This is a genomic window from Falsiroseomonas sp. E2-1-a20, assembly GCF_051433195.1.
Taxonomy (GTDB): Bacteria; Pseudomonadota; Alphaproteobacteria; order Acetobacterales; family Acetobacteraceae; genus Falsiroseomonas.
The window spans coordinates 447,399-468,823 of sequence record NZ_JBHMFT010000001.1 but is presented as its reverse complement, the minus strand read 5'-3'; the positions used below and the strand labels follow the sequence as shown (position 1 = coordinate 468,823).

At 71.4% G+C, this 21,425-nt stretch carries 24 protein-coding genes and 1 tRNA gene; 14 read left to right on the top strand and 11 right to left on the bottom strand.

What is annotated here, in order from left to right:
• Window positions 1-32: 32 nt before the first annotated feature.
• From ACFHPP_RS02300 to ACFHPP_RS02290, 3 genes are read right to left on the bottom strand one after another with little or no spacing between them, the layout of a single operon-like run.
• On the bottom strand, window positions 33-824 hold the full coding sequence (locus ACFHPP_RS02300; protein WP_437161636.1) for a DUF547 domain-containing protein: 792 nt from the start codon (window positions 822-824) through the stop codon (window positions 33-35).
• The gene (locus tag ACFHPP_RS02295) at window positions 821-1,531 is read right to left on the bottom strand and encodes a TVP38/TMEM64 family protein (RefSeq protein WP_437161635.1); all 711 of its coding nucleotides are present in this window, start codon (window positions 1,529-1,531) and stop codon (window positions 821-823) included. Before ACFHPP_RS02295 ends, ACFHPP_RS02300 begins: the two co-directional genes overlap by 4 nt.
• Window positions 1,528-2,991 carry a dihydrolipoyl dehydrogenase family protein gene (locus ACFHPP_RS02290; RefSeq protein WP_437161634.1) on the bottom strand — a complete coding sequence of 488 codons (1,464 nt, stop codon included), beginning with the start codon at window positions 2,989-2,991 and terminating at the stop codon, window positions 1,528-1,530. Before ACFHPP_RS02290 ends, ACFHPP_RS02295 begins: the two co-directional genes overlap by 4 nt.
• 104 nt (window positions 2,992-3,095) lie before the next feature.
• On the opposite strand from ACFHPP_RS02290, the gene ACFHPP_RS02285 reads away from it, so the two are divergent.
• The 11 genes from ACFHPP_RS02285 to ACFHPP_RS02235 all read left to right on the top strand — a co-directional run bounded on the left by ACFHPP_RS02285 (window position 3,096) and on the right by ACFHPP_RS02235 (window position 13,100).
• Window positions 3,096-3,782 (top strand): GntR family transcriptional regulator, encoded by a 687-nt coding sequence (locus ACFHPP_RS02285; protein ID WP_437161633.1) that lies wholly within the window; start codon window positions 3,096-3,098, stop codon window positions 3,780-3,782.
• Entirely contained in the window at window positions 3,773-4,864 is a 1,092-nt protein-coding gene (locus ACFHPP_RS02280; protein WP_437161632.1) for an isocitrate/isopropylmalate dehydrogenase family protein, read from the top strand. The genes ACFHPP_RS02285 and ACFHPP_RS02280 overlap by 10 nt, the downstream gene beginning before the upstream one ends.
• Window positions 4,861-5,874, top strand: coding sequence for a Gfo/Idh/MocA family protein (locus tag ACFHPP_RS02275; RefSeq protein WP_437161631.1), 1,014 nt, complete (start codon window positions 4,861-4,863; stop codon window positions 5,872-5,874). Before ACFHPP_RS02280 ends, ACFHPP_RS02275 begins: the two co-directional genes overlap by 4 nt.
• 32 nt (window positions 5,875-5,906) lie before the next feature.
• Window positions 5,907-6,920: a TRAP transporter substrate-binding protein gene (locus ACFHPP_RS02270; protein WP_437161630.1), complete on the top strand. Its 1,014-nt coding sequence runs from the start codon at window positions 5,907-5,909 to the stop codon at window positions 6,918-6,920.
• 3 nt (window positions 6,921-6,923) lie between these two features.
• Entirely contained in the window at window positions 6,924-7,406 is a 483-nt protein-coding gene (locus ACFHPP_RS02265) for a TRAP transporter small permease (protein WP_437161629.1), read from the top strand.
• On the top strand, window positions 7,406-8,692 hold the full coding sequence (locus ACFHPP_RS02260; protein ID WP_437161628.1) for a TRAP transporter large permease: 1,287 nt from the start codon (window positions 7,406-7,408) through the stop codon (window positions 8,690-8,692). Before ACFHPP_RS02265 ends, ACFHPP_RS02260 begins: the two co-directional genes overlap by 1 nt.
• Entirely contained in the window at window positions 8,692-9,669 is a 978-nt protein-coding gene (locus ACFHPP_RS02255; RefSeq protein WP_437161627.1) for an SMP-30/gluconolactonase/LRE family protein, read from the top strand. The genes ACFHPP_RS02260 and ACFHPP_RS02255 overlap by 1 nt, the downstream gene beginning before the upstream one ends.
• A gap of 69 nt (window positions 9,670-9,738) precedes the next feature.
• The gene (locus ACFHPP_RS02250; protein WP_437161626.1) at window positions 9,739-10,530 is read left to right on the top strand and encodes a class II glutamine amidotransferase; all 792 of its coding nucleotides are present in this window, start codon (window positions 9,739-9,741) and stop codon (window positions 10,528-10,530) included.
• A 107-nt stretch (window positions 10,531-10,637) separates the two neighbouring features.
• Window positions 10,638-11,102: a DUF302 domain-containing protein gene (locus tag ACFHPP_RS02245; protein ID WP_437161625.1), complete on the top strand. Its 465-nt coding sequence runs from the start codon at window positions 10,638-10,640 to the stop codon at window positions 11,100-11,102.
• A 1-nt stretch (window position 11,103) separates the two neighbouring features.
• Window positions 11,104-12,201 (top strand): YeeE/YedE thiosulfate transporter family protein, encoded by a 1,098-nt coding sequence (locus ACFHPP_RS02240; protein ID WP_437161624.1) that lies wholly within the window; start codon window positions 11,104-11,106, stop codon window positions 12,199-12,201.
• A 47-nt stretch (window positions 12,202-12,248) separates the two neighbouring features.
• A complete protein-coding gene (locus ACFHPP_RS02235; RefSeq protein WP_437161690.1) occupies window positions 12,249-13,100 on the top strand; it encodes a sterol desaturase family protein in 852 nt (283 codons plus the stop codon).
• Here the strand turns inward: ACFHPP_RS02235 and ACFHPP_RS02230 are convergent.
• The 3 genes from ACFHPP_RS02230 to ACFHPP_RS02220 form a co-directional block, all read right to left on the bottom strand.
• Window positions 13,060-13,135 (bottom strand) — tRNA-Glu (locus tag ACFHPP_RS02230). The two genes, ACFHPP_RS02235 and ACFHPP_RS02230, sit on opposite strands and share 41 nt — an antisense overlap.
• Before the next feature lie 40 nt (window positions 13,136-13,175).
• On the bottom strand, window positions 13,176-13,373 hold the full coding sequence (locus ACFHPP_RS02225) for a DUF2256 domain-containing protein (RefSeq protein WP_437161623.1): 198 nt from the start codon (window positions 13,371-13,373) through the stop codon (window positions 13,176-13,178).
• On the bottom strand, window positions 13,373-13,654 hold the full coding sequence (locus tag ACFHPP_RS02220; RefSeq protein ID WP_430672075.1) for a DUF6476 family protein: 282 nt from the start codon (window positions 13,652-13,654) through the stop codon (window positions 13,373-13,375). Before ACFHPP_RS02220 ends, ACFHPP_RS02225 begins: the two co-directional genes overlap by 1 nt.
• 37 nt (window positions 13,655-13,691) lie before the next feature.
• Here ACFHPP_RS02220 and ACFHPP_RS02215 point away from each other — a divergent pair, with 37 nt between their 5' ends.
• The 3 genes from ACFHPP_RS02215 to ACFHPP_RS02205 all read left to right on the top strand — a co-directional run bounded on the left by ACFHPP_RS02215 (window position 13,692) and on the right by ACFHPP_RS02205 (window position 16,497).
• Complete coding sequence (locus tag ACFHPP_RS02215) at window positions 13,692-14,669, top strand: RluA family pseudouridine synthase (RefSeq protein ID WP_437161622.1); 978 nt, start codon at window positions 13,692-13,694, stop codon at window positions 14,667-14,669.
• Window positions 14,670-14,942: 273 nt separating this feature from the next.
• Window positions 14,943-15,827: an RNA polymerase sigma factor RpoH gene (gene rpoH / locus ACFHPP_RS02210; RefSeq protein WP_430672073.1), complete on the top strand. Its 885-nt coding sequence runs from the start codon at window positions 14,943-14,945 to the stop codon at window positions 15,825-15,827.
• 151 nt (window positions 15,828-15,978) lie between these two features.
• On the top strand, window positions 15,979-16,497 hold the full coding sequence (locus tag ACFHPP_RS02205) for a VOC family protein (RefSeq protein WP_437161621.1): 519 nt from the start codon (window positions 15,979-15,981) through the stop codon (window positions 16,495-16,497).
• Here the strand turns inward: ACFHPP_RS02205 and ACFHPP_RS02200 are convergent.
• The 5 genes from ACFHPP_RS02200 to ACFHPP_RS02180 all read right to left on the bottom strand — a co-directional run bounded on the left by ACFHPP_RS02200 (window position 16,451) and on the right by ACFHPP_RS02180 (window position 21,319).
• Window positions 16,451-17,596, bottom strand: a complete 1,146-nt coding sequence (locus ACFHPP_RS02200) for an MFS transporter (RefSeq protein WP_437161620.1) — start codon at window positions 17,594-17,596, stop codon at window positions 16,451-16,453. The genes ACFHPP_RS02205 and ACFHPP_RS02200 overlap by 47 nt on opposite strands.
• Window positions 17,593-18,120 (bottom strand): N-acetyltransferase family protein, encoded by a 528-nt coding sequence (locus tag ACFHPP_RS02195; RefSeq protein ID WP_437161619.1) that lies wholly within the window; start codon window positions 18,118-18,120, stop codon window positions 17,593-17,595. The genes ACFHPP_RS02200 and ACFHPP_RS02195 overlap by 4 nt, the downstream gene beginning before the upstream one ends.
• Window positions 18,121-18,183: 63 nt before the next feature.
• On the bottom strand, window positions 18,184-19,473 hold the full coding sequence (locus ACFHPP_RS02190; RefSeq protein ID WP_430672069.1) for an adenylosuccinate synthase: 1,290 nt from the start codon (window positions 19,471-19,473) through the stop codon (window positions 18,184-18,186).
• A 2-nt stretch (window positions 19,474-19,475) separates the two neighbouring features.
• A complete protein-coding gene (locus tag ACFHPP_RS02185) occupies window positions 19,476-20,621 on the bottom strand; it encodes an ATP phosphoribosyltransferase regulatory subunit (protein ID WP_437161618.1) in 1,146 nt (381 codons plus the stop codon).
• A gap of 83 nt (window positions 20,622-20,704) precedes the next feature.
• Window positions 20,705-21,319, bottom strand: a complete 615-nt coding sequence (locus ACFHPP_RS02180) for a hypothetical protein (RefSeq protein ID WP_437161617.1) — start codon at window positions 21,317-21,319, stop codon at window positions 20,705-20,707.
• Between the last annotated feature and the right edge of the window lie 106 nt (window positions 21,320-21,425).

Sequence of the window (21,425 nt, the reverse complement as noted above, 5' to 3'; positions counted from 1 at the left end):
CGGGGGCGCTGGCAAGCCCCCGGACGCGTGGTTCAGCCGGTGGAGGCGACCGCGTCGTTCAACCCCCAGTCATAGGCATCCTCGGCAATCCGTGCGTCGGGCCGAAGCCGGGCGGCGAGCGCCGGCGCGGCATGCCGGCGCAGATGCGCCACCACCCCGGCCTCGGTGCCGCCGAAATCCTCGCGGAACCAGGTGTAGATGGAGGCGACGCGCAGCGACCCATCCGGCAGCACCGTGGCGCCGCGCGGGTGGTTCACATAGGCGTCGGCGGCGGCGGCGAGGTCGGCGGCCAGCGTCGCCGCCCGCCAGGCGCGCGGCGGCAGGTTCGGGCAGCCGATGGAGGCACAGTTCACGGCGTAGTGCACCAGCGGGTCGCGGAAGGTCGGGCGCATCACCTCATGCTCGATGTCGTCCAGCGACAGGCGGCGGCCCTCCACCGTCACCAGCCGGGTGCGCCACGGGCCGAACCAGCCCTTCGGGTCGAAGGGCACGCCGGTGGAGCGGATGTCGCGGATCGACCGCACCGGATAGGCCTCCAGCACCACCTTCAGGGTCAGCGCGTTGTACAGGTTGGCCCAGAATGCGAAGGATTCGTCCCGCGGCAGGGTGGAGGGCCGGCGCGCGGCGGCCTGGGCGATCCAGGCTTCGAGCGCCGCAAGGTCGGCCGGCGCGGCTTTCCAGGTGGCGTAGCGCACCCGGTTCACGCCATCCCGATGCGGCACGACATGGCGGGCGAGCAGCGCATCCAGGGCCGGCTCCGCGGCCTCGGCGGCGGGGGCAAGGACAAGCACGGGGGTGGCGAGGAGGAAGCGGCGGGTGATCATGCGCGGGCGAACCTCGCCTTGAGGGGAATGGCGGCCAGTGACAGCGCCGCCAGGCCCAGCAGGGCACCGAGGATCTGCGGCGTCAGCACCGACCGCACCTCGAACGCCCCACCCACCGCCAGCACGTCGCCGAGGCCGGCGCCGGCCAGGCTGAACACGGCGGTGCCGGGCAGGATGCCGAACAGCGTGGTCAGCACATAGACCGGCAGCCGCACGCCGACGAAGGCCGGCACCAGGTTGACCAGCCAGAACGGAAACAGCGGGACCAACCGCAGCACGAGAAGGTAGGAGGCCGCGTTGCGCCTTATGCCCTCCGCCAGCTTCTGGGCGGTGGCGCCCAGCCGGTCCAGCGCGTCGGCGCCGAAGATCGCGCGTGCGAACAGGAAGACCAGCGTGGCGCCGAGCGTGGCGCCGATGACGGTCAGCGCGGTGCCGAGGGCGGCGCCGAACAGGAAGCCGCCGGCCAGCGTCAGGAACACGGCACCGGGCAGGGAGAACGCCACCGCCGCCGTATAGACGGCCACATAGGCCAGCCCGGCCAGCAGCGCATGCCGTGCCACCAGCGCGACCAGCGTCTCCCGGTGCGCGGCCAGTGTGTCGAGCGACAGGTGCCCGGACAGGCCGGTCGCGCGGATCGCCAGGATCACGCCGATCACGGCCAGCAGGATCCACAGGCGCCGGTCGCCCAGGATTCGGGACAGGGTCATGGCAGCACCCTCTGGATCAGGCCGACCAGCCGGCGCGTGCGCGGCCCGAACAGGCTCGGCGTGTAGTAGCCGCCGGCGGCGCGCTTGGAGATTTCCGACATGGTCGGATAGGGCGCGAGCGAGGCGGCGATGGCGCCGATGCCGAGCTTCTTCTGGATCGCCAGGCCCCATAGCCCGATCATCTCGCCCGCACGCGGGGCCACGATGGTGGCGCCCAGGATGCGCCCGCGGCGGCCCAGCACGACCTTGATCAAGCCCTCCGTCGCCGCCTCCGCCTGGGCGCGGTCATTGCCGGACAGCGGCTGCGTCAGCATGGAGACGCTGTGCCCGGCCTGCCGCGCCTCGGCCTCGGTCAGGCCGACATGGGCGAGTTCCGGGTCGGCATAGGTGACCCAGGGCAGCGCGGCGTAATCCGTCTTCACCGGCAGGCCGAACAGCGCGGCGCGGATCACCAGGCCGGCGTGGTAGCCGGCGACATGGGTGAATTGCGGGCCGCCCGCGACATCGCCGATGGCAAAGACGCGGCGATTGCTGGTGCGCAGCCCGGCATCCACGGTGATGCCGCGCGGCGTCGCCTCGATGCCGGCTGCCTCCAGCCCCAGCCCGCTGGTGTTCGGCTTGCGGCCGGCGGCGACCAGCAAATGGCTGCCCTGGATCGGCGGGCGGCCCTCCAGCGTCAGTTCCACGCCGTTGCCGGCGCGGTCGATGCGGGTGACGGCGGCCTTCTCCTCCAGCGCCACACCTTCCCGCAGCAGGGCCGCGCGCAGGATGGCGACCGCCTCCGGCTCGTCCTTGGGCAGGATGTGCTCGCGCTCCACCAGGGTGACGGCGGCACCGAGGCGGCGGAAGGCCTGCGCCATCTCCACGCCGATCGGGCCGCCGCCCAGCACCACCAGGTGGTCCGGCCGGTCGGTCAGGCCGAAGATCGTCTCGTTGGTCAGGAACGGCACCTCGGCCAGGCCCGGTACCGGCGGCACGGCGGCGGAGGAGCCGGTGGCGAGGACGAAGCGGCGCGCGCGGATGCGCTGGCCGCCGGCCTCAAGCTCGTCCCGCCCGGTAAAATGCGCGGCGCTGCGCAGCACGGTGACGCCGAGGCCCTCGAACCGCTCCACCGAATCATGCGGCGCGATGGCGGCGATCACGCCATGCACATGCGCGTGGACGGCCGCGAAGTCGATGGCGGGCTCATGGCCGCTGACGCCGAAGCGGCTGCCCTCGCGCACCACCGAAGCGGCGTGGGCGGCGGCCAGCAGCGCCTTGGACGGCACGCAGCCGGTGTTCAGGCAATCGCCGCCCATCAAGTGCTTCTCGACCAGCACGACGGAGGCGCCCATCTGCACGGCGCCGGCGGCGACCGACAGGCCGGCGGAGCCGGCGCCGATGATGCAGAGGTCGGTGTGCAGGACACCGTCGCGCAGTTCGGGCCGTCGGGCGGGCGGATGCCCCGTCTGGCTGGTCATGGGTAGTCCTGTGGCTGTTGCGGGAGTTTCGCCGGGGCCATGCCTGCGGTTACGGCGCCAGGATGCCTATTGCCGCACGCAATAGCGTATGCGTTAATGCATGGGTGAACGCCCTCAAAGCCTCTCCCCCGCGCCAGGTGACCGCCGCCGAGACCGCCTATCTGCGGCTGAAGGCGATGATACTCGACAATTTGCTGCCGCCGGGCGAGCAGCGGCTGGAGGCGGAGTTGGCTGTCCAGCTCGGCCTGTCCCGCACCCCGGTGCGGGAGGCGATGCTGCGCCTGCAGCAGGATGGGCTGGTAACGGTGACGCCGCGCCACGGCATGCGCGTGCAGCCGATCTCGACTGGCGACATGCGCGACATCTACGACGTGCTGGAAAGCCTGGAGCCGACGGCGGCCGAACTGCTCGCCCGCCGCCGCCTGTCCGACCTCGCCCTGCGCCCGCTGGCGGAGGCCTGCGATGCGATGGAGGCGGCGATCGCCGCCGGGGACCGCACCGGCTGGGCGCGGGCGGACGAGGCGTTCCACCTCGGCCTGGCCGAAAGCTGCGGCAACCGGCGGCTGTCGGCCATGGTCATGCAGGTGTGGGACCAGTCCCACCGCGCGCGGATGTTCACGCTGAACATGCGCCCCCTGCCCGCCCGGTCCACCGCGGAACACCGCGCGACGCTGGTCGCGATCCGCGCCGGGGATGCCGATGGCGCCCGCGAATTGTACCGCCAGCACCGCCGCCGTGGCGGTGCGGAACTGATTGCCCTGATCGAACGGAGCGGCCTTGCATGGCTATGAACTCGAACGCCGTCCGCATCGCCGTGATGCCGGGGGATGGCATCGGCGTGGAAGTGACGGACGCCACCACCGCCGTGCTGGAAAAACTGGTGCGCCGCCACGGCCTCGGCCTGCGGACGGAAACGCTCGCCGCCGGCGCCTTCGTCTACAAGGACACCGGCACCGCGATGTCGGAGGAGGTGTTCCGGCAGGCGGAGGCGGCGGACGCCATCCTGCTCGGCGCCATGGGCTGGCCCGGCATCCGCTACCCGGACGGCACCGAGATCGCGCCGCAGCTCGATCTGCGCTTCCGGCTAGGCCTCTATGCCGGCGTGCGGCCGATCCGCGCCATTCCCGGCGTACCGCTGGCCCTGCGTGACCCGCGCGCAGAGAAGATCGACCTGGTGATCCTGCGCGAAAGCACGGAGGGCCTGTTCTGGGCGCGCGGCCGCGGCGAGATGATTGAGGATCGCGAGGCGCGCGACACCATGGTCATCACCCGCGCGACAACCGAGCGCCTGGCGCGCTTTTCCTTCCGCCTGGCGCAGCGCCGCGCGGAGCGGCTGCGGCGGCCGCAGAAGGTGACGCTGGTGGACAAGGCGAACGTCTTTCTCAGCATGGCCTTCATGCGCCGGATCTTCGAGGAAGTGGCGACCGAGTTCCCCGGCGTGCCCTCCGGCCACCACTACATCGATGCGATGGCGCTCGACCTGGTGCGGCGGCCCTGGGATTTCGACGTGCTGCCGATGGAGAACATGTTCGGCGACATCATCTCCGACCTCGGCGCCGGGCTGGTCGGCGGCATGGGCTACGCGCCCTCGGCCGATATCGGCGACACGCACGCCGTGTTCCAGCCGAGCCACGGCACCGGGCCGGACATCGCCGGCCAGGGCGTGGCGAACCCCACCGCCATGTTGCTGTCGGCCGCGCTGATGCTCGACTGGTTGGGCACGCGCGGTGCCGGCCAGGCGTGGTCCGATGCGGCGACGGAGTTGGAGGCGGCGGTGGATGCCGCCTTCGCCAACGGTCTGCGCACCGCGGAATTCGGCGGCGTCGGCACCGTGGAGGTGGCGAGGGCCGTGGCGGCGCAGATTCCGGCATGAAGGTCGCCGTGATCGGGGCGGGCTACTTCGCGCAGTTCCACCACGATGCGTGGTCGCGGCTGCCGGTGGAGCTTGCCGCGATTTGCGACCGGGATGGCACCAAGGCAGAGGAAGCGGCGGCGCGCTTTCCACCGGCCCGCGACTTCACCGATGCGGCGCAGATGCTGGATGCGGTGCGGCCCGGGTTGGTCGATATCGTGACGCCGCCCGAAACCCATGCGGCGCTGGTCGCGCTGTGCGCTGAACGCGGCATCCCGGCGATCTGCCAGAAGCCGCTGGCGCCGGACTACGCTACCGCCGTGGCGATCGTGCAGCAGGCGGAGCAGGCCAACATTCCGCTGATCGTGCATGAGAATTTCCGGTTCATGCCGTGGTTCGAGGAAGCCGCGCGGCTGGTGCGGGCGGGTGCCATCGGCGAACCGCTGGACCTGTCCTTCCGGCTGCGCTCCGGCGACGGACAGGGACCGGACGCCTACCTCTCGCGCCAGCCCTACTTCCGCACCATGCCGCGCTTCCTGGTGCATGAGACCATCATCCACCTGATCGACGTGTTCCGCCTGCTGTTCGGCGAGGTCGCCGGCGTCTTCGCGCGGCTGCGCACGCTGAACCCGGCCATCGTCGGCGAGGACGCGGCGACAGTGCTGTTCAGCTTCGCGGACGCCCGCCGCAGCGGCATCGTCGACGGCAACCGCCAAATCGACCACCCGAGCGATGATCCGCGCATGACCAATGGCGTGCTGATGGTCGAGGGCACTGGCGGGCAGCTCAGGCTCGATGGCCATGGCCGCCTGTTCCTGCGCCCGCATGGCGGCACGGAGGCCGAGCACGCCTACACCTGGGAACGCCGCGGCTATGGCGGAGACTGCGTGTTCCGCCAATCCCGCGCCGCACTGGGGCATGTGACGCAGCAGGCGCCGGTGCCGAACACCGGCCGCGCCTGGCTGCGCAACATGGAGATCGAGGAGGCCATCTACCGCTCCGCCGCGGAGGGTCGCCTCGTGCCTGTCTAGCCTGCCACGCAACAGAAGGGGAGGAAGCAAGAATGGATCAGATCAGGACCACGCGCCGCGTCGCGCTGCTCGGCACCGCGGGGCTGCTCGCGGCGCCCGCCATCGCCACGGCGCAGGGACGTGTCCGCACGCTGCGCCTGAACCACACGGATACCGACATCGGCGCGCGCCAGGAAGCGGCCCTGCTGTTCGGGCGTCGCGTGCAGGAACTGACGGAGGGGCAGTACCGCGTGCAGGTGTTCCATTCGGGACAGCTCGCCAACGACGCACGCAGCCTGGAACAGGTGGCGGTGGGCTCCATCGACCTCGCCATCACCGGCGTCGTCACCTACGCCACGCATACCCGCCCGCTGAACCTGATCGCGCTGCCCTACCTGGCGGAGAACTACCAGCAGGGCTGGCGGCTGTATGACGAAAGCCGCTTCATCGCATCCCAGAAGCAGGCGCTGATCGGCCGCGGGATGCGGGTGGTGGGCGATTGGGAGGCCGGCTTCCGCTGCTTCTCCACCACCTTCGCCCTGCCCTCCCCGGCTGCGGTGCGCGGCCGCAAGCTGCGCATCGCGCCGGTCGACATGATCCGCTGGATCATGGAAAGCCAGGGCTGGAATCCGGTGGTGCTGCCGGTGACGGAAGTCTACCTCGCGATCCAGCAGGGCACGGTGGATGGCCAGGAAAACCCCATCGACACCATCTTCAGCCAGCGCTTCCACGAGGTCGCGAAGCACATCACCCTGTCCAACCACATCTACTCCCCGCTTTGGCTCTGCGCATCGGAACGCGTCTGGCAGTCGCTGCCGGAAAAGGCGCGCGAGGCGCTGATGCAGGCCGGGCGCGAGAGCGGCCAGCACAACCGCCAGCAGGTCGCGGCGAATGACGAGGCGCTGCTGCGGCAGATGACGGAAAAGGGCGCCACCATCGCACGCCCGGAGCTCGGCCCGTGGCGCGATGCCTCGCAGGGCGCCATCGCGCGGGCCCGGCAGGAATACGGGCAGGAACAGGTGGACGCCTTCATGGCCGAAGCCGCCGCCCTGCGCGCGCGGGCCTGAGGGATGCGCGCGCTCGACCGCGGCTGTGCCCTGCTCGGGCGCGCGCTGGACCTGTTCCTCGCCATCGGCGGCGGCGGGCTGTGCCTGGTGGTGCTGGTCAACGTCATCGCCCGCTACGTCTTCAACCTGTCGCTCGCCTGGGTGAACGAGATCGGCGAGTTCGTCTTCCTGTGGCTCACCTTCCTCGGCGGCGCGCGGGCGCTGCAACTCGGCGCGCATCTCTCGATCACGGAGATGGTCGATGCCGCCGGGCCGAGGCTGCGCCGCATCCTCGGCTGGATCGCCGATGCCGCGGCGGCCGGCGTGCTGGTGACGCTGCTGGTCTATGGCTGGAGCCTGTCGGCGCAGATGATGCAGCAGACGCTGTCGGTCACCTACATCCCGATGGGCCTGGCCTATGCCGCGATGCCGGTGGGATCGGTGCTCGGCCTGCTGTTCATCGGGCAGCGCGTGCTGTGCGGCCCGGTGCGGGAAAGGGTCGCCTGATGTCGCTGTTCCTGACGATTTTCGCGCTGTTCATGGCGATCGCCATGTTCGGCGTGCCGCTGGTCTGGGCGATGCTGATCGCGACCTTCGCCTACATGCAGATGTCGGACAATTTCTACGTGATGGAGGGCATGCTGCTGTCCTTCATCGGCGGCGTCGAGCCGTTCCACCTGCTCGCCGTGCCGATGTTCATCGTCGCCGGCGAGATCATGGTGGCCGGCGGCGTTGGCCGGCGGATGATCGACTTCGCCTCCAAGGCGCTGGGTTTCCTGCGTGGCGGGCTGGGCGTGGTGACGGTGTCCTCCTCCATGCTGTTCTCGGGCGTCTCGGGCTCCGCGGTCGCGGACAGCGCGGCGATCGGCTCGGTGATGATCCCGGGCATGAAGCAGCGCGGCTACACGAAGGAGTTCGCCGCGGCACTGGTCGCGGTGGCGGGCACCATCGGCATCATCATCCCGCCCTCCATCCCGATGGTGATCTTCGCCTTCATGGGCAATGTCTCGGTGAAGGAGCTGTTCCTGGCCGGCTTCGTGCCGGGCCTGCTGTTCGGCGGCGCGCTGATCCTGTGGTGCATGCATGTCGGCCGCGCGCGCGGCTGGGATCCGGGCGGGCAGCGCACCTCCGCGGAAGACCTCATCGCCTCCTTCAAGGGCTGCATTCCGGCGCTGCTGTTCCCGGTGGTGATCCTGGGCGGCATCTTCGGCGGCGTCTTCACGCCGACGGAGGCCGCCGCCGTCGCGGTGTTCTACGCACTGCTGGTCGGCCGCTTCGTCTACAACGAACTCGCCCTGGCCGACGTGCCGCGCATCCTGCGCGACAGCTTCATCACCTCCGCCACCGTCATGCTCGTCATCGGCGCCACCACCGCCTTTGCCTGGGTGATGACGATGGAGGGTGTGCCGATGGACCTGGTCGCGATCCTGCGCGCCTGGGACCTCGGCAAGTGGGAATTCCTGCTGGTGGTGAACATCGCGCTGCTGCTGCTCGGCATCTTCCTGGAGCCGGTGCCGGCGCTGATCCTGACGGCGCCGCTACTGCTGCCGGTGGCCCGCGACCTCGGGATCGACCCGGTGCATCTCGGGCTCATCATGGTGTGCAACCTGGCGATCGGGCTGTTCACGCCGCCGGTCGGCGGCACGCTGTTCGTCTCGGCGAAGATCGCCGATGCGCGCATGTGGGGCATCACCAAGGAGCTTGGCCCGATGTTCGCGCTGTGCTGCCTGGTGCTGGTCATCGTCACCTACTTCCCCGCCTTCGTCATGGCCCCCGTCGCATGGTTCCGCTGATGCAGATGCAGGATGTCTCCTTCCACGCGAGCGGCCTGGTGCGCCCGGAATGCGTGCTGGTGGCGCCGGACGGCGCGGTGTTCAGCGCGGATTTTCGGGGCGGCGTCGCGGCGCTGGCGGCGGATGGATCGCATCGCCTCATCCGGGGCGAGACGGCGGAGCTGCCGGACGGCCTGAAGCCGAACGGCATCGCCTTCGAGCCCAATGGCGCCTTCATCCTGTCGCATCTCGGCAGCGCGGAGGGCGGCGTGTTCCGCCTGGCCCGCGATGGCCAGGTAATGCCCCTGCTGCGCGAGGTCGATGGCGTGGCGCTGCCGCCGACCAACTATGCGGTGCGCGACACGGCCGGGAGGCTCTGGGCCACCGTCTCCACCCGCCTGTCGCCGCGCCACCTGGACTGGACCCCGCGGGCCTGCACCGGCTTCATCGTGCTGCAGGACGAACGCGGCAGCCGCATCGTGGCGGATGGGCTGGGCTACACCAATGAATGCATGCCCTCCCCCGATGGCCGTTTCCTGTATGTGAACGAGACCTACACGCAGCGTCTCTCTCGCTTCCCGCTGGGCGCGGACGGCACGCTCGGCCCGAAGCAGGTGGTGGCGGAGTTCGGGCCGGGCGAGTACCCGGACGGCCTCGCCTTCGACGAGGAAGGGCAGGTCTGGGTCACCGCCATCGTCGCCAACCGCCTGCTGCGGGTGGACCCCGCGACCCGCCGCGTCACCCGCCACCTCGATGCCGGCGTGCCGGACCACATCGCGCGCATCGCGCGTGGCAGCGCCGCCGGCACGCTGGTGCCGCATGACATGGCGGAGGCCGGCGGCAGCCCGCTCGCCAATGTCTCCTCCCTCGCCTTCGCCGGGCCGGGGCGGCGGGAGGCCTGGCTGGGCTGCCTGCTGGCGGACCGCATCATGCACACGCCGATGCCGGTCGCCGGCCACCCGCCGCCGCATTGGCACTGGCCGCTGCGCCAAGGCTGACCCGGGGCCTTGCCGCCGCCACGGGGCGGTCGCAACCTGCGTCGTTGCCACCCTCCGGACCACGCCACGATGTGCCGCTTCCTCGCCTATCTCGGCGAACCCATCTTCCTGTCGGACGTGGTCTCCGCCCCGGCGCATTCGCTGATCCACCAATCCATCCATGCCGACGAGGGCAAGGCGCCGACCAATGGCGACGGCTTCGGCCTGGGCTGGTACGGCGAGCGTGAGGAGCCCGGCCTGTACCGGGAAATCCGCCCGGCCTGGTCGGACGAGAACCTGCGCTCGCTGTGCGAGCAGGTGCGCTCGCGCCTGTTCTTCGCCCATGTCCGCGCCTCCACCGGCACCTCCACCACCCGCGCCAATTGCCATCCCTTCGGGCTTGGCCGGCAGTTGTTCATGCACAACGGCCAGGTGGGCGATTACGCCGGCGTCAAGCGGCGGATCGAGGAGCTGATCCCGGACCGGCTGTACGAGCATCGCCTCGGCACCGGCGACACGGAGGCGATCTTCCTGGCCGCCATGGCGGATGGGCTGGCGGAGGACCCGGTCGGCGCGCTGTCGCGCACGCTGGGCCGCGTGCTGGCGCTGATGCGCCAGGCCGGCAGCACCCAGCCGCTGCGCTTCGCGGCGGCGCAGAGCGACGGCACCACGCTGACCTGCTTCCGCTGGTCCTCCGACCGCAGGCCGCCTTCGCTGTACCGGCGCCGCGTCGTCGGCAACGTATTGGTGGTTTCGGAGCCGGTGGATGAGCGCAACGCCGGCTGGCAGCCGGTGGCGGCGAACCATGTGCTGGTGGCGCGGCCAGGTGCGGCGGTGGAGGTGATGCCGTTCCTGGTGCCGGTTCCGGGCGAGGTGCCGTAACCTTTGCGGCGCTGGTGGCGAAGCAACCGACAGCGCCTGTATCCCGAGGAGGACCCCACCATGCCGAAGCCGCCCCGTACATCTGCGCCGCCGGGACGGGCCGGCTGATGCGCCGCCGCATCCTTCTCGCCGCCGCCCTGGCCCTGCCGGCGCTGCCCGCCCTGGCGCAGCAGGACGGCCTGGTGACGGTGCCGAGCGCCCATCCGGTGCGCGCCACGCTGGACCGCCTCGCCGCCGCGCTGCGCGAGGCCGGCTGGCAGGTCTTCACCGAGATCGACCACGCCGCCGCCGCCCGCGAGGTCGGCCTGACGCTGCGGCCGCGCACCGTGCTGCTGTTCGGCAGCCCGCGCGCCGGCACCCCGGGCATGGTCGCCAACCCGACGCTGGCGCTGGACCTGCCGATGCGCATCCTGGTGTGGGAGGATGACCAGGGCCGCACCTTCCTCACCCGCAGCACCGGCGCCGACCTCGCCGCGCGGGTCTTTGCGCGCCACGGCGTGACGGTGCCGCCGGAGGGCCAGCGCAACACCGAGACCTTCCTGGCCGGGCTGGTGCGCAAGGCGGCGGAATAGCATGGCGGGCACGCTCGCGGCCGCTCCGCCGCGGGCGCACGTGCCGGGCTTGATGCTTGGCCTCGGCGGGACCGCCCTGGCCATGCTGGCCCTCAATGACGTGGCGCTGCTGCCGCTGCTGGCGGTGGCGATGCTGCTGGGGGCGATGTTCGTGGTGCTGGACTACGGCTTCACCGGCGGCTTCCGCAGCCTGCTGGTAGACCGGGATGGCCGCACCCTCGGCGCCGGCTTCGTCGTGCCGGCGGTGGCGGCGCTGGTGATCCTGCCGGTCGGGACGCTGGTCGAGGGCTATGGCCGCTTCGTCGCGCCGATCGGGCCGCCTCTGGTGGTCGGCGCGGCGCTGTTCGGCATCGGCATGCAGATCACCAGTGGCTGCGGCTCCGGCACCCTGGTCGCGATGGGCCAGGGGTCGCGCCGCATGTGGGTGGCGCTGCCGTTCTTCTGCCTGGGCGGCGTGCTGGGCAGCCTGATGCTGCCGGCCGCGCTGCGGCTGCCAAACCTGGGCGCGGTCGACCTGCCGGCACTGTTCGGCACCTGGGGCGGGCTTGCCGTGACCGAGGGGCTGCTGCTGGCGGGCGCGCTGCTGATCCTGCGCGGGGCGCGGCCGCAGCGGGAGAAACTGCTGGCCGGGCTTGCGGTCGGCGTCGTGGTGGCGCTGCTGTTCCTGGTCTCCGGGATGCCCTGGGGCATCACCATGGGGCTGACGCTGTGGGGCGGGCAGGCGGTGCAGGCGCTGGGCCTTGACCTGACACGCTTCGAATTCTGGGCGGGCGGCTGGACGCGGGAGGCGCTGGAGGGCCCGTTGCTGGCGCTGCACGGCTCGCTGACCAACATCGGCCTGGTGCTGGGCGCCCTGCTGGCGGCGGCGGCGCAGGGGCGCCTGCGCCACGGCTCGCCGATCGGATGGCGGGGCGCGGCCGGTGCGGCCCTCGGCGGGCTGCTGATGGGGGTGGGCGCACGGCTGTCCTTTGGCTGCAATGTCGGCGCCTTCCTCGGCGGCGCGTCCTCCGGCAGCCTGCACGGCTTCGTCTGGATCCTGGCCGTGATTCCGGGGTGCTGGGCCGGTATCCTTCTGCGGCCGCTGTTCGGCTTGCGCTGAACCGACAGCGTCAGCCACACCTCACATCAAGCCGCGGGACGCGCAGCATGGACGCATTGCTTGCCAACGAACCGCTGATCCGCCTCGGCGTCTTCACCGGCGTGCTGGCCGTGATGGCGGGGCTGGAAGCCGGCCTGCCACGCCGGGCCCGCGCCTTCGCCCGGCTGCGGCGCTGGCCGAGCAACCTCGGCGTGGTTGCCCTGGACGCGCTGGTCGTCCGCCTTCTCTTCCCGACCGCGGCGGTCGGCGTCGCCCTCGCGGTGGAGGCACAGGGCTTCGGCCTGCTGCCCTGGCTGAACCTGCCGCAGCCGATCGCGGTGCTGGTGGCGGTGATCCTGCTCGACCTCGCCATCTACCTCCAGCACGTGCTGTTCCACGCCGTGCCGGCGCTGTGGCGCCTGCATCGCATGCACCATGCGGATCTCGACTTCGACGTGACGACAGGGCTGCGCTTCCACCCGGTCGAGATCATCCTGTCCATGGTCATCAAGCTGATGGTGGTGGTGGCGCTCGGCGCACCGGCGGTCGCGGTGCTGATCTTCGAGGTGCTGCTGAACGCGAGTTCGATGTTCAACCACGCCAACCTGCGCCTGCCCGCCTGGCTCGACCGCGGGCTGCGAATGATCCTGGTGACGCCGGACATGCACCGGGTGCACCATTCCGTGGTGCCGCAAGAGACTAATAGCAAACTCGGCTTCAACCTGGCCTTCTGGGACCGGTTGTTCGGCACCTACCGGGCACAGCCGGCCGCGGGGCACCAGGCGATGACGGTGGGCGTGGCGCAGTTCCGTGATCCGCGGGAACTGCGGATTGACCGGATGCTGACTCAGCCACTTCGAGATCATGATCGGAAACGGATGGCGTCCCCTAGGGGATTCGAACCCCTGTTACCGCCGTGAGAGGGCGGTGTCCTAGGCCTCTAGACGAAGGGGACCCAGACAACCCGCGGCGTTGGAACGTCGCGAGGCGGCTGATTAGCGCCCCCGGGCCGGCGGATCAAGACGCCCTTTGCCGCTTTTCTCGGCCAGCGTCGCATCGCGGCGGCCGCTGCGGCAGGCGTCGGAGCAGAAGCGGACCTGGTCCCAGTCCCGCGCCCATTTCCGGCGCCAGGCGAAGGGCCGGGCGCAGGCGGCGCAGATCTTCTCGGGCAGCGTCGCCTTGTGGTGTGCCATCAATCCGCCGCCCGCACTTCGCCCACCACCCGGCTGCGCCGCGCATCCAGCAGCAGCACGCGTTCCGTGCCATCCGGCCGCGCCACCAGCACCGCGAGTCGGCCCTCGACCGTCGCCAACGACAGCATCCGCGTCCCCGCCGGCTGCCCGAGCGAGGCCGGCGGCAGCGCCACTTCGCCCGCCGCACCACCCAGGCGCTGGACGAGAACGAAAACCAGGCCCACCGTGCCGAGCACGATCAGGACCCCCATCACGCCAACCAACCATTTGAGCGCCGCCACGCAAACTCCCCTTTCCGCCGATGCACAGGACCACCCCTTGGGCGAAACCCGCGAAATCCTCGCCCCGCCCGAGGCCGCCGGCCTGCGCGCCGACCGCTTCCTGACGGATGCGATAGGCGGGCTGTCGCGGTCCCGGGTCAAGGCTCTCATCGAAGCCGGCCAGGCCAGCCGGGCCGGCGTGCGGGTGCACGACCCGGCGGAGCCGGTGCGGCCGGGCGAATTGTACGCCCTGCACCTGCCGCCGCCGGAAGATGCGGTACCGCAGCCGCAGGACATCCCGCTGACGGTGCTGTTCGAGGACCGGCACCTGATCGTGCTGGACAAGCCCGCCGGCCTGGTCGTGCACCCCGCGCCGGGCAACCGGGACGGCACGCTGGTGAACGCGGTGCTGGCGCATGCGGCCGAGGATCTGACGGGAATCGGCGGGGAGAAGCGTCCGGGCATCGTCCACCGGCTGGACAAGGACACCTCCGGCGTGATGGTCGTCGCGAAATCCGAGCGGGCGCATACGGCGCTGTCGGAGGCCTTCGCCGCGCGCGACCTGGACCGGGAATACCTGGCGCTGGTCTGGGGCCTGCCGGCGCCGGCGGCCGGCGAGATTGAGGGCGACATCGGCCGCCACCCGATGGACCGCAAGCGGATGGCGGTGGTGACGCGCAACGGCAAGCACGCCCTGACCCGCTACCGCACCGAACGCGGCTTCGGCGCCGCCTGCGCCCTGCTGCGCTGCCGGTTGGCGACAGGGCGGACCCACCAGATCCGTGTCCACCTGGCACATCTGGGCCACCCGCTGGTCGGCGACCCGGTGTATCTGCGCCGCACGCCGGCCGCCGCGCGTAACCTTGCCGAGGCCCCGCGCGAAGCACTCCTCGCATTCCCCAGGCAAGCGCTGCATGCCGCAACCCTGGGATTTCGCCATCCGGTAACGGGTGAGGCGCTATCCTTCTCGGCGGAGTTGCCGCCCGACATGGCAGCGTTGCTGCGGCTCCTGGAGCCGAGTGTTACAGCGAGGTAACCAAACGTAAACCTACCTTGCAGGTCGGGTTTCTCTTGATCCCGGCCCGGATTGGTCCTAGAAAAGCTTAAGCCAGAATCGGTCGGGTGCCGCTTCGCACCCTCGCTCCCCGGGTTTCAAGATCCGGAACGAGAGCGCCCACCATGCCTCACGCCGTCGTGACCGGGGTGTCCATGGAAAGGGAGGGCCCGGTCGACGTTGGCAGAACAGCACAGCCGCCATGGGCTCCGCCGTCACGGGGGGCACCAGGCGACGAAGGAGGCAGTTCTCATCATGGCTTCCACCATGTCCATCCCGATGGCTCCCGAAGGCAACCTGTCCCGGTACCTGCAGGAAATCCGCAAGTTCCCGATGCTGACGCCGGATGAGGAGTACAACCTCTCCAAGCGCTGGAAGGACGAGGGCGACGAGCCTTCCGCCCACCGCCTGGTCACGTCGCACCTCCGCCTGGTTGCCAAGATCGCCATGGGCTACCGCGGCTACGGGCTGCCGGTCGGCGAGCTGATCTCCGAAGGCAATGTCGGCATGATGCAGGCCGTGAAACGCTTCGACCCGGACCGTGGCTTCCGCCTGGCGACCTACGCCATGTGGTGGATCCGTGCCGCCATTCAGGAATACATCCTGCACAGCTGGTCCCTCGTGAAGATGGGGACGACGGCTGCTCAGAAAAAGCTGTTCTTCAACCTCCGCCGGCTCAAAGGCCAGATGGCGGCGCTGGAGGAAGGCGACCTGAAGCCGGAGCAGGTCGAGAAGATCGCCCGCGTCCTGGCCGTGCCGGAAGCCGACGTCATCTCCATGAATCGCCGCCTCGCCTCGCCCGACAACAGCCTGAACGCGCCGGTCCGCGCCGACAGCGACGGCGAGTGGCAGGATTGGCTGGTGGATGATGGCGAGAGCCAGGAAACCGAGCTGGCCGAGCGGGAGGACATGACCAACCGCCGCGAGCTTCTCGGCGAGGCGCTGAAGACGCTGAACGACCGGGAACGCCACATCCTGATCGAGCGGCGCCTGAAGGACGAGCCGACCACGCTCGAGGAGCTGTCGCAGCAGTACAACATCAGCCGCGAGCGCGTGCGCCAGATCGAGGTGCGCGCCTTCGAGAAGCTGCAGAAGAGCATGAAGACGCAGATCGTGGAGCGCCGCCTCGGCGTCGCCTGATCGCGCTGGCCTGAACCTGGAAGGGCGTCCACCGCAGGGTGGGCGCCCTTTCCGCGTCATCAGCCTGGGGCATGAGGCGCATCCGGAGCACGGATTGGAACCGTCCGGCGAGAATCCGCATCTTGGTGGCACGAACACGAGGAGACTCGCCATGTCCGCCACCATCGACGCGCCGGCCCGCGCCGCGCCCTACGCCATCGCCGCCGAGACCCGCATCGGCCATGTCCACCTGAAGGTGGCGGAGCTGGAGCGCAGCCTGGCGTTCTGGCGCGACCTGATCGGGCTGGAAGTGCAGCAGCGCATCGGCGACCAGGCGGTGTTCCTTTCGGCCGGCGGCTACCACCACCACATCGCACTGAACACCTGGGAAAGCGCAGGCGGCAGCCCGCCCGGCTTCGGCACCACCGGCCTTTACCATGTGGCGCTGCTGTACCCGGACCGCCCGGCCCTGGCGCGCGCCCTGAAGCAACTGGCGGAGGCTGGCTGGCCGCTGGAAGGCGCCTCCGACCACGGCGTGTCGGAGGCGCTGTATCTGCGCGACCCGGACGGCAACGGGGTGGAGCTGTACCGCGACCGGCCGCGCGCCGATTGGCCGCGCCAGCCGGACGGGTCCCTGGCCATGATCACGAAGCGCCTGGACCTGCGGGCGCTGCTGGCCGAGGCGGGCTGAGCGCCGCGACCGAAGCCGCCGCCAGCAGGGCGGCGGCGCCGCAATACAGCACCACCGCCGGCACCAGCGGCAGCATCACGCCCGCGACCAGCGGGCCGACCCCGGCGCCGATGTCCCGCCAGGTCGCCAGCCGCGCCAGTGCCGCCACGCGTTCCTCGACCGGGGCGCGGGCGGCCGCCACCGGCGCGGGCAGCGGCTGCAGCAGCACGCGCAGCCCGACCACCAGCAGGCTGCCGACCCACAGCCACCCGACGCCAATCACCGTCAGACCAACCGCGGAGCCGAGCGAGACCAGCAGCAGCACGCGCGCGGCGCCGAAGCGTTCCGCCAGGCGTCCCGCCGGCTGGCCCAGCAGCACCTCCGCCAGGTAGCGCGCGGCCAGCGCCGCGCCGGCCGCCAGTGCCGCACCGTCCGGCAGGGCGGCCGCCGCCAGGAAGGCGAGGCCGAGCACGAACAGCCCGTCCAGTGCGAGCCCCTGCACGAAGGACCAGACATCCAGCGGCTTCGGCAGCGCGAAGCGCGGTCCGCCGAAGCGCAGCCGCGCCCCCTCCCCGTCCGGCAGTCGCCAGGCGAAGGGCAGCGCCAGCAGCGAGACCACGCCGAGGCACAGGAACACCAGGCGCGGTCCGGCATATTCCACCAGCACAGCCCCGGCCAGCAGGCCGAGCATCGGCCCGGTCGCGATGATGGCGCGGGAGGTGCCGCTGCGGCGCGCGGCGCCGCCCGTGTAGGCCGTCGCCAGCGCCTGGGTGGCGATGTTCATCACGGCGAAGGCGAGACCCCACAGCAGGCGGGCCGGCAGCAGCCACCAGCCCCCCGGCAAAACCGCATAGCCCGCCGTGGCGCAGGCCGCCGCCAGCACCGCCACCAGGCAGGCACGGCGTGGTCCGAAATACTCGTAGCCGCGCGCCACCCAGCCATAGCCGATGATCCGCACCAGCCGGTTCGCCGCCAGCAGCAGCCCAGCCTCGGCCAGCGAGACACTGAAGGCCGCGGCATGCAGCGGCAGCAGCAGGTGCAGCACCGTATCGCCCGGCAGGGTCAGGCCGAGCACGATGGCGGCATCGCGGGAGGCGCGGTCGGCCTCGATGCGGGTCATGGCAGGTGTGGCGTCGCGGCGCCCCCGCCGTGCGGGCGCACCATCAGCACGCTGTCGACCCAGCGCTCGTGCTTCCAGCCGATGGCGGGGATCAGCCCGGCCCGGGTGAAGCCCGCGGCTTCGTGCAGGCGGATGGAGGCCGCATTGGCCGAATCGCCGATGACCGCGACCATCAGCCGGTGGCCGCTGGCGGTGCAGCGCTCGATCAGCCAGACCAGCAGCGCCCGGCCGATCCCGCCGCGCCCGGCATCCGGCGGCACACAGACGCTGTTCCCGGCGGCAAAGCGGTAGGCCGGGCGGGGCCGGTAGGCGCTGGCACAGGCATAGCCGAGCACCCGGCCGTCCGTGTCCGTCGTGACCAGGTGCGGGTAGCCCGCCGCCAGCACCGCCTGCCGCCGCCGCGCCATCTCCGGCGCGCCGGGCGGCGTCAGCTCGAAGCTGGCCAGGCCATGGGTAACCCAATGGCCGTAGCTGGCCGTGATGGCGGGAATATCGTCCGGGCGGCTGTCGCGGAGCTTCGGCATGTCACGACTGCGACAGGCTGGAGCTTGTCCGACAACCAGACGTCTAGACGTTTAGCGGTGGCCTCACCCGGCGAAGGGATCCCGCAGCATGATGGTGTCGTCGCGGTCCGGGCTGGTGGACAGCAGCACCACCGGCGCCTCCACCAGTTCCTCGATGCGGCGCACGTACTTCACCGCTTCGGCCGGCAACTCGGCATAGCTGCGCGCGCCCTTGGTGGAGCCGGGCCAGCCGTTCAGCACCTCATAGACCGGCACCGCCTTCTGCTGCGCGGCGATCGAGGCCGGCAGGCGGTTCAGCAATTCTCCATCCACCCGGTAGCCGGTGCAGATGCGCAGCTCCGGCAGCCCGTCCAGCACGTCGAGCTTGGTCAGCACCAGGCCCTCCACGCCGCCAACCTTCACCGCCTGGCGGACCATGCAGGCATCGAACCAGCCGCAGCGGCGCGGACGGCCGGTGACGGTGCCGAACTCCCGTCCCTTCTCGCCCAGCAAGCGCCCGGTCGCGTCCGACAATTCGGTCGGGAACGGGCCGCTGCCGACGCGGGTGGTGTAGGCCTTGGCGATGCCCAGCACATAGCCGATCTGCTTCGGCCCGACGCCTGCCCCCGCCGCGGCATTGCCGGCGACGGTGTTCGATGACGTGACATAGGGGTAGGTGCCGTGGTCGACATCCAGCATCACCGCCTGCGCGCCCTCGAACAGCACGCGCTTGCCCTCGTGGTGCGCGGCGTCCAGCAACTGCCAGACCGGCTCGGCGAAGGGCAGCAGCTTCGGCGCCAGTTCCAGCAGCCGGTCGAGCAGCGCCTGCTTCTCGAAGGTCTCGGCGCCGAGACCGCGCAGCAGGGTGTTGTGGTGCAGCAGCAGCTCATCCAGCTTGTGCGCCAGCACCTCCGGCTCCGCCAGGTCGGACAGGCGGATGGCACGGCGGGCGACCTTGTCCTCATAGGCGGGGCCGATTCCCCGCCCGGTGGTGCCGATGGCGCTGGCGCCGCGCGCCTTCTCCCGCGCGATGTCGAGCGCCGGGTGCACCGGCAGGATCAGCGGCACGTTCTCCGCGATGCGCAGGTTCTGCGGCGTCACCGAAAGTCCCTGCGCAGTGACGCGGGCGATCTCGGACAGCAGCGCGTCGGGGTCCAGCACCACCCCGTTGCCGATGATGCCGAGCTTGCCGCGCACCACGCCGGAGGGCAGCAGCGACAGCTTGTAGGTCTGGTTGCCCACCACCAGCGTGTGGCCGGCATTGTGGCCGCCCTGGAAGCGCACGACGATGTCGGCCCGGCTGGCAAGCCAGTCCACGACCTTTCCCTTGCCCTCGTCGCCCCACTGGGCGCCGATGACGGCGACATTGGCCATCGCTACTGCTCCTCAACCGGGACCGGTGCGCCGGTGCCGTCCATGACATGCGTGCAGCGCAGGGCGTGCGCGGTATCGGCGGGGCTGAGCCGCGCCAGGGTGGCGTGGCCGGCGGCGCGGAGTGCCGCGGCCTGGGCGGCATCGGCGCCCTCCGGCAGGAACACGCGCAGCCGCTGCGGCAGCGGCGACACGGCGCGCAGCACGGCGTCCGGATACAGCGTCATGCCGGTGGCGGGTTCCTCGCCGGACAGGTAGCGGCCGCCGCGGGCCAGTTCCCCGGTGCGGCCGGTGCCGTAGATCGTGAAGGCGACGCCGGTGTGATAGCGCAGGCCGCGGAACTCCAGCGGGTCCAGCGTGATGCGAAGGCCGGGTGCACGGGCGCGGATGGCGGCCACCACGGCGGCGGCGTGGTCGGCGATGGTCCGGGCGACGGCCGGCAGCGCCTCCGCATGCAGCACCGCCAGCGCCGCATCGGCAGGACCAGCGGCAGCCAGGAGGGCCGGCAGCAGCAGCGCGGCGCCACCCGCGGCGGTCGCATGTTCGGCGACGGCGGCGGCATCCTTGCGGTCCAGCGCGCGGGCCAGGCGGCGGCGGTCCTCGCCCTGCACGCCGGCGGCATCCAGCAGCGCCGGCGCCAGGCGTGGCAGGGTGATGTCCAGCGAGGCCTCGGTGATGCCGACGGCGGCCAGCGCCTCCGCCGCCACGGTGGCGACCTCGGCATCCGCATCCGCGCTCTGCGGGCCGATCAGCTCGATGCCCGCCTGCGGCAATTGCCGCGCGGGTGCCAGTTGCGTGCCCTGCACGCGCAGCACCTGGCCGGCATAGCTGAGGCGCAGCGGGCGGGGGATGCGGGCGAGACGGGTGGCGGCGATGCGGGCGACCTGCGGCGTGGTGTCGGCGCGCAGCCCCATCATGCGGTGGCTGACCGGGTCCATCAGGCGGAAGGTCTGGTCGGCGACGGCGGCGCCGGAACCCGCCAGCAGCGAATCCTCGAATTCCAGCAGCGGCGGCTTCACCCGCTCATAGCCATGCCGGGCGAAGGTTTCGGCCAGCACCTCGACGAGCATCGCCTCCCGCTCCGCCTCGGGCGGCAGGACATCGGTGAGGCCGGCGGGCAGCAGGGCGGGATTCGGAGGATCGTCGGTCATTCGGTTCTGGGGCGCGTGACGGGCGCGTGTGTGGCAGGGGGGCGCCCCTGGAGCAACCCCTGGGGGGCAACCCGTGGGGCCGCCTAGGCCAGGATGACGTCAAATTCCGCGCGCTGGCCATCATCCATGGAGGACAGCCGCGCCAGCAGCAGGGCCCGCCGCGCCTCCGCCACGCGGCGCAGCAGGCCGTCCTGGGCGTTCAGCGGCTCGTCGGGGAAATACACCTGCGTGGTCAGGGGCGCGGTTCCGCGCGGCGGGTGGGCGCGCAGGTGGATGTGCGGCGTGCGGCCGGGGTAGCGACCGGGCCGGATGGTGCGGAAGGCGTAGCGCCCCTCGGCATCGGCGGTGGCACGGCCATAGCCCTGGAAGCCGGTATCGCGCTGCGCCTGGCGCCCGTCGCGCGGGTGCAGGTAGATGCCGGCCTCGTCCGCCTGCCAGATCTCGACCCGGGCGCCGGGCAGTGGCGCGCCGTCCAGGTTCCGCACGAGCCCCGTCAGCAGCAGCGGCCGGCCGGACGCCTGCCGCGCCGCACCGGCGACGCGGCGCAGGTCGGCATCGGCGTCCTCGGGGATGGCGGCAGGGTAGTAGGGACCCTCCGTCTGCGATGGCGTGCCCTGCCCCAGCGGCTGCGCGCAGGCGAGGCCGGGCAGCAGGGTGGGGGCGGCGAGGATCAGGCCGCGGCGCGGGATACGGAACATGCGAAGCCTCCGGGTTGCGGCGCATCAGCGCGCGGGCGCCGCCGCGCGTCACGTCACGAAGCGTGACGTTCGTTCGCGTTGTTCGACCCGGCATCCCGCAAGGTGG

Excerpts from the sequence above, each read along its gene's own strand:
- ACFHPP_RS02300 (WP_437161636.1), bottom strand. The coding sequence starts at position 824 with ATGATCACCCGCCGCTTCCTCCTCGCCACCCCCGTGCTTGTCCTTGCC.
- ACFHPP_RS02295 (WP_437161635.1), bottom strand. The coding sequence starts at position 1,531 with ATGACCCTGTCCCGAATCCTGGGCGACCGGCGCCTGTGGATCCTGCTG.
- ACFHPP_RS02290 (WP_437161634.1), bottom strand. The coding sequence starts at position 2,991 with ATGACCAGCCAGACGGGGCATCCGCCCGCCCGACGGCCCGAACTGCGC.
- ACFHPP_RS02280 (WP_437161632.1), top strand. The coding sequence starts at position 3,773 with ATGGCTATGAACTCGAACGCCGTCCGCATCGCCGTGATGCCGGGGGAT.
- ACFHPP_RS02275 (WP_437161631.1), top strand. The coding sequence starts at position 4,861 with ATGAAGGTCGCCGTGATCGGGGCGGGCTACTTCGCGCAGTTCCACCAC.
- ACFHPP_RS02270 (WP_437161630.1), top strand. The coding sequence starts at position 5,907 with ATGGATCAGATCAGGACCACGCGCCGCGTCGCGCTGCTCGGCACCGCG.
- ACFHPP_RS02265 (WP_437161629.1), top strand. The coding sequence starts at position 6,924 with ATGCGCGCGCTCGACCGCGGCTGTGCCCTGCTCGGGCGCGCGCTGGAC.
- ACFHPP_RS02260 (WP_437161628.1), top strand. The coding sequence starts at position 7,406 with ATGTCGCTGTTCCTGACGATTTTCGCGCTGTTCATGGCGATCGCCATG.
- ACFHPP_RS02255 (WP_437161627.1), top strand. The coding sequence starts at position 8,692 with ATGCAGATGCAGGATGTCTCCTTCCACGCGAGCGGCCTGGTGCGCCCG.
- ACFHPP_RS02250 (WP_437161626.1), top strand. The coding sequence starts at position 9,739 with ATGTGCCGCTTCCTCGCCTATCTCGGCGAACCCATCTTCCTGTCGGAC.
- ACFHPP_RS02245 (WP_437161625.1), top strand. The coding sequence starts at position 10,638 with ATGCGCCGCCGCATCCTTCTCGCCGCCGCCCTGGCCCTGCCGGCGCTG.
- ACFHPP_RS02240 (WP_437161624.1), top strand. The coding sequence starts at position 11,104 with ATGGCGGGCACGCTCGCGGCCGCTCCGCCGCGGGCGCACGTGCCGGGC.
- ACFHPP_RS02235 (WP_437161690.1), top strand. The coding sequence starts at position 12,249 with ATGGACGCATTGCTTGCCAACGAACCGCTGATCCGCCTCGGCGTCTTC.
- ACFHPP_RS02225 (WP_437161623.1), bottom strand. The coding sequence starts at position 13,373 with ATGGCACACCACAAGGCGACGCTGCCCGAGAAGATCTGCGCCGCCTGC.
- rpoH (WP_430672073.1), top strand. The coding sequence starts at position 14,943 with ATGGCTTCCACCATGTCCATCCCGATGGCTCCCGAAGGCAACCTGTCC.
- ACFHPP_RS02205 (WP_437161621.1), top strand. The coding sequence starts at position 15,979 with ATGTCCGCCACCATCGACGCGCCGGCCCGCGCCGCGCCCTACGCCATC.
- ACFHPP_RS02200 (WP_437161620.1), bottom strand. The coding sequence starts at position 17,596 with ATGACCCGCATCGAGGCCGACCGCGCCTCCCGCGATGCCGCCATCGTG.
- ACFHPP_RS02195 (WP_437161619.1), bottom strand. The coding sequence starts at position 18,120 with ATGCCGAAGCTCCGCGACAGCCGCCCGGACGATATTCCCGCCATCACG.
- ACFHPP_RS02190 (WP_430672069.1), bottom strand. The coding sequence starts at position 19,473 with ATGGCCAATGTCGCCGTCATCGGCGCCCAGTGGGGCGACGAGGGCAAG.
- ACFHPP_RS02185 (WP_437161618.1), bottom strand. The coding sequence starts at position 20,621 with ATGACCGACGATCCTCCGAATCCCGCCCTGCTGCCCGCCGGCCTCACC.
- ACFHPP_RS02180 (WP_437161617.1), bottom strand. The coding sequence starts at position 21,319 with ATGTTCCGTATCCCGCGCCGCGGCCTGATCCTCGCCGCCCCCACCCTG.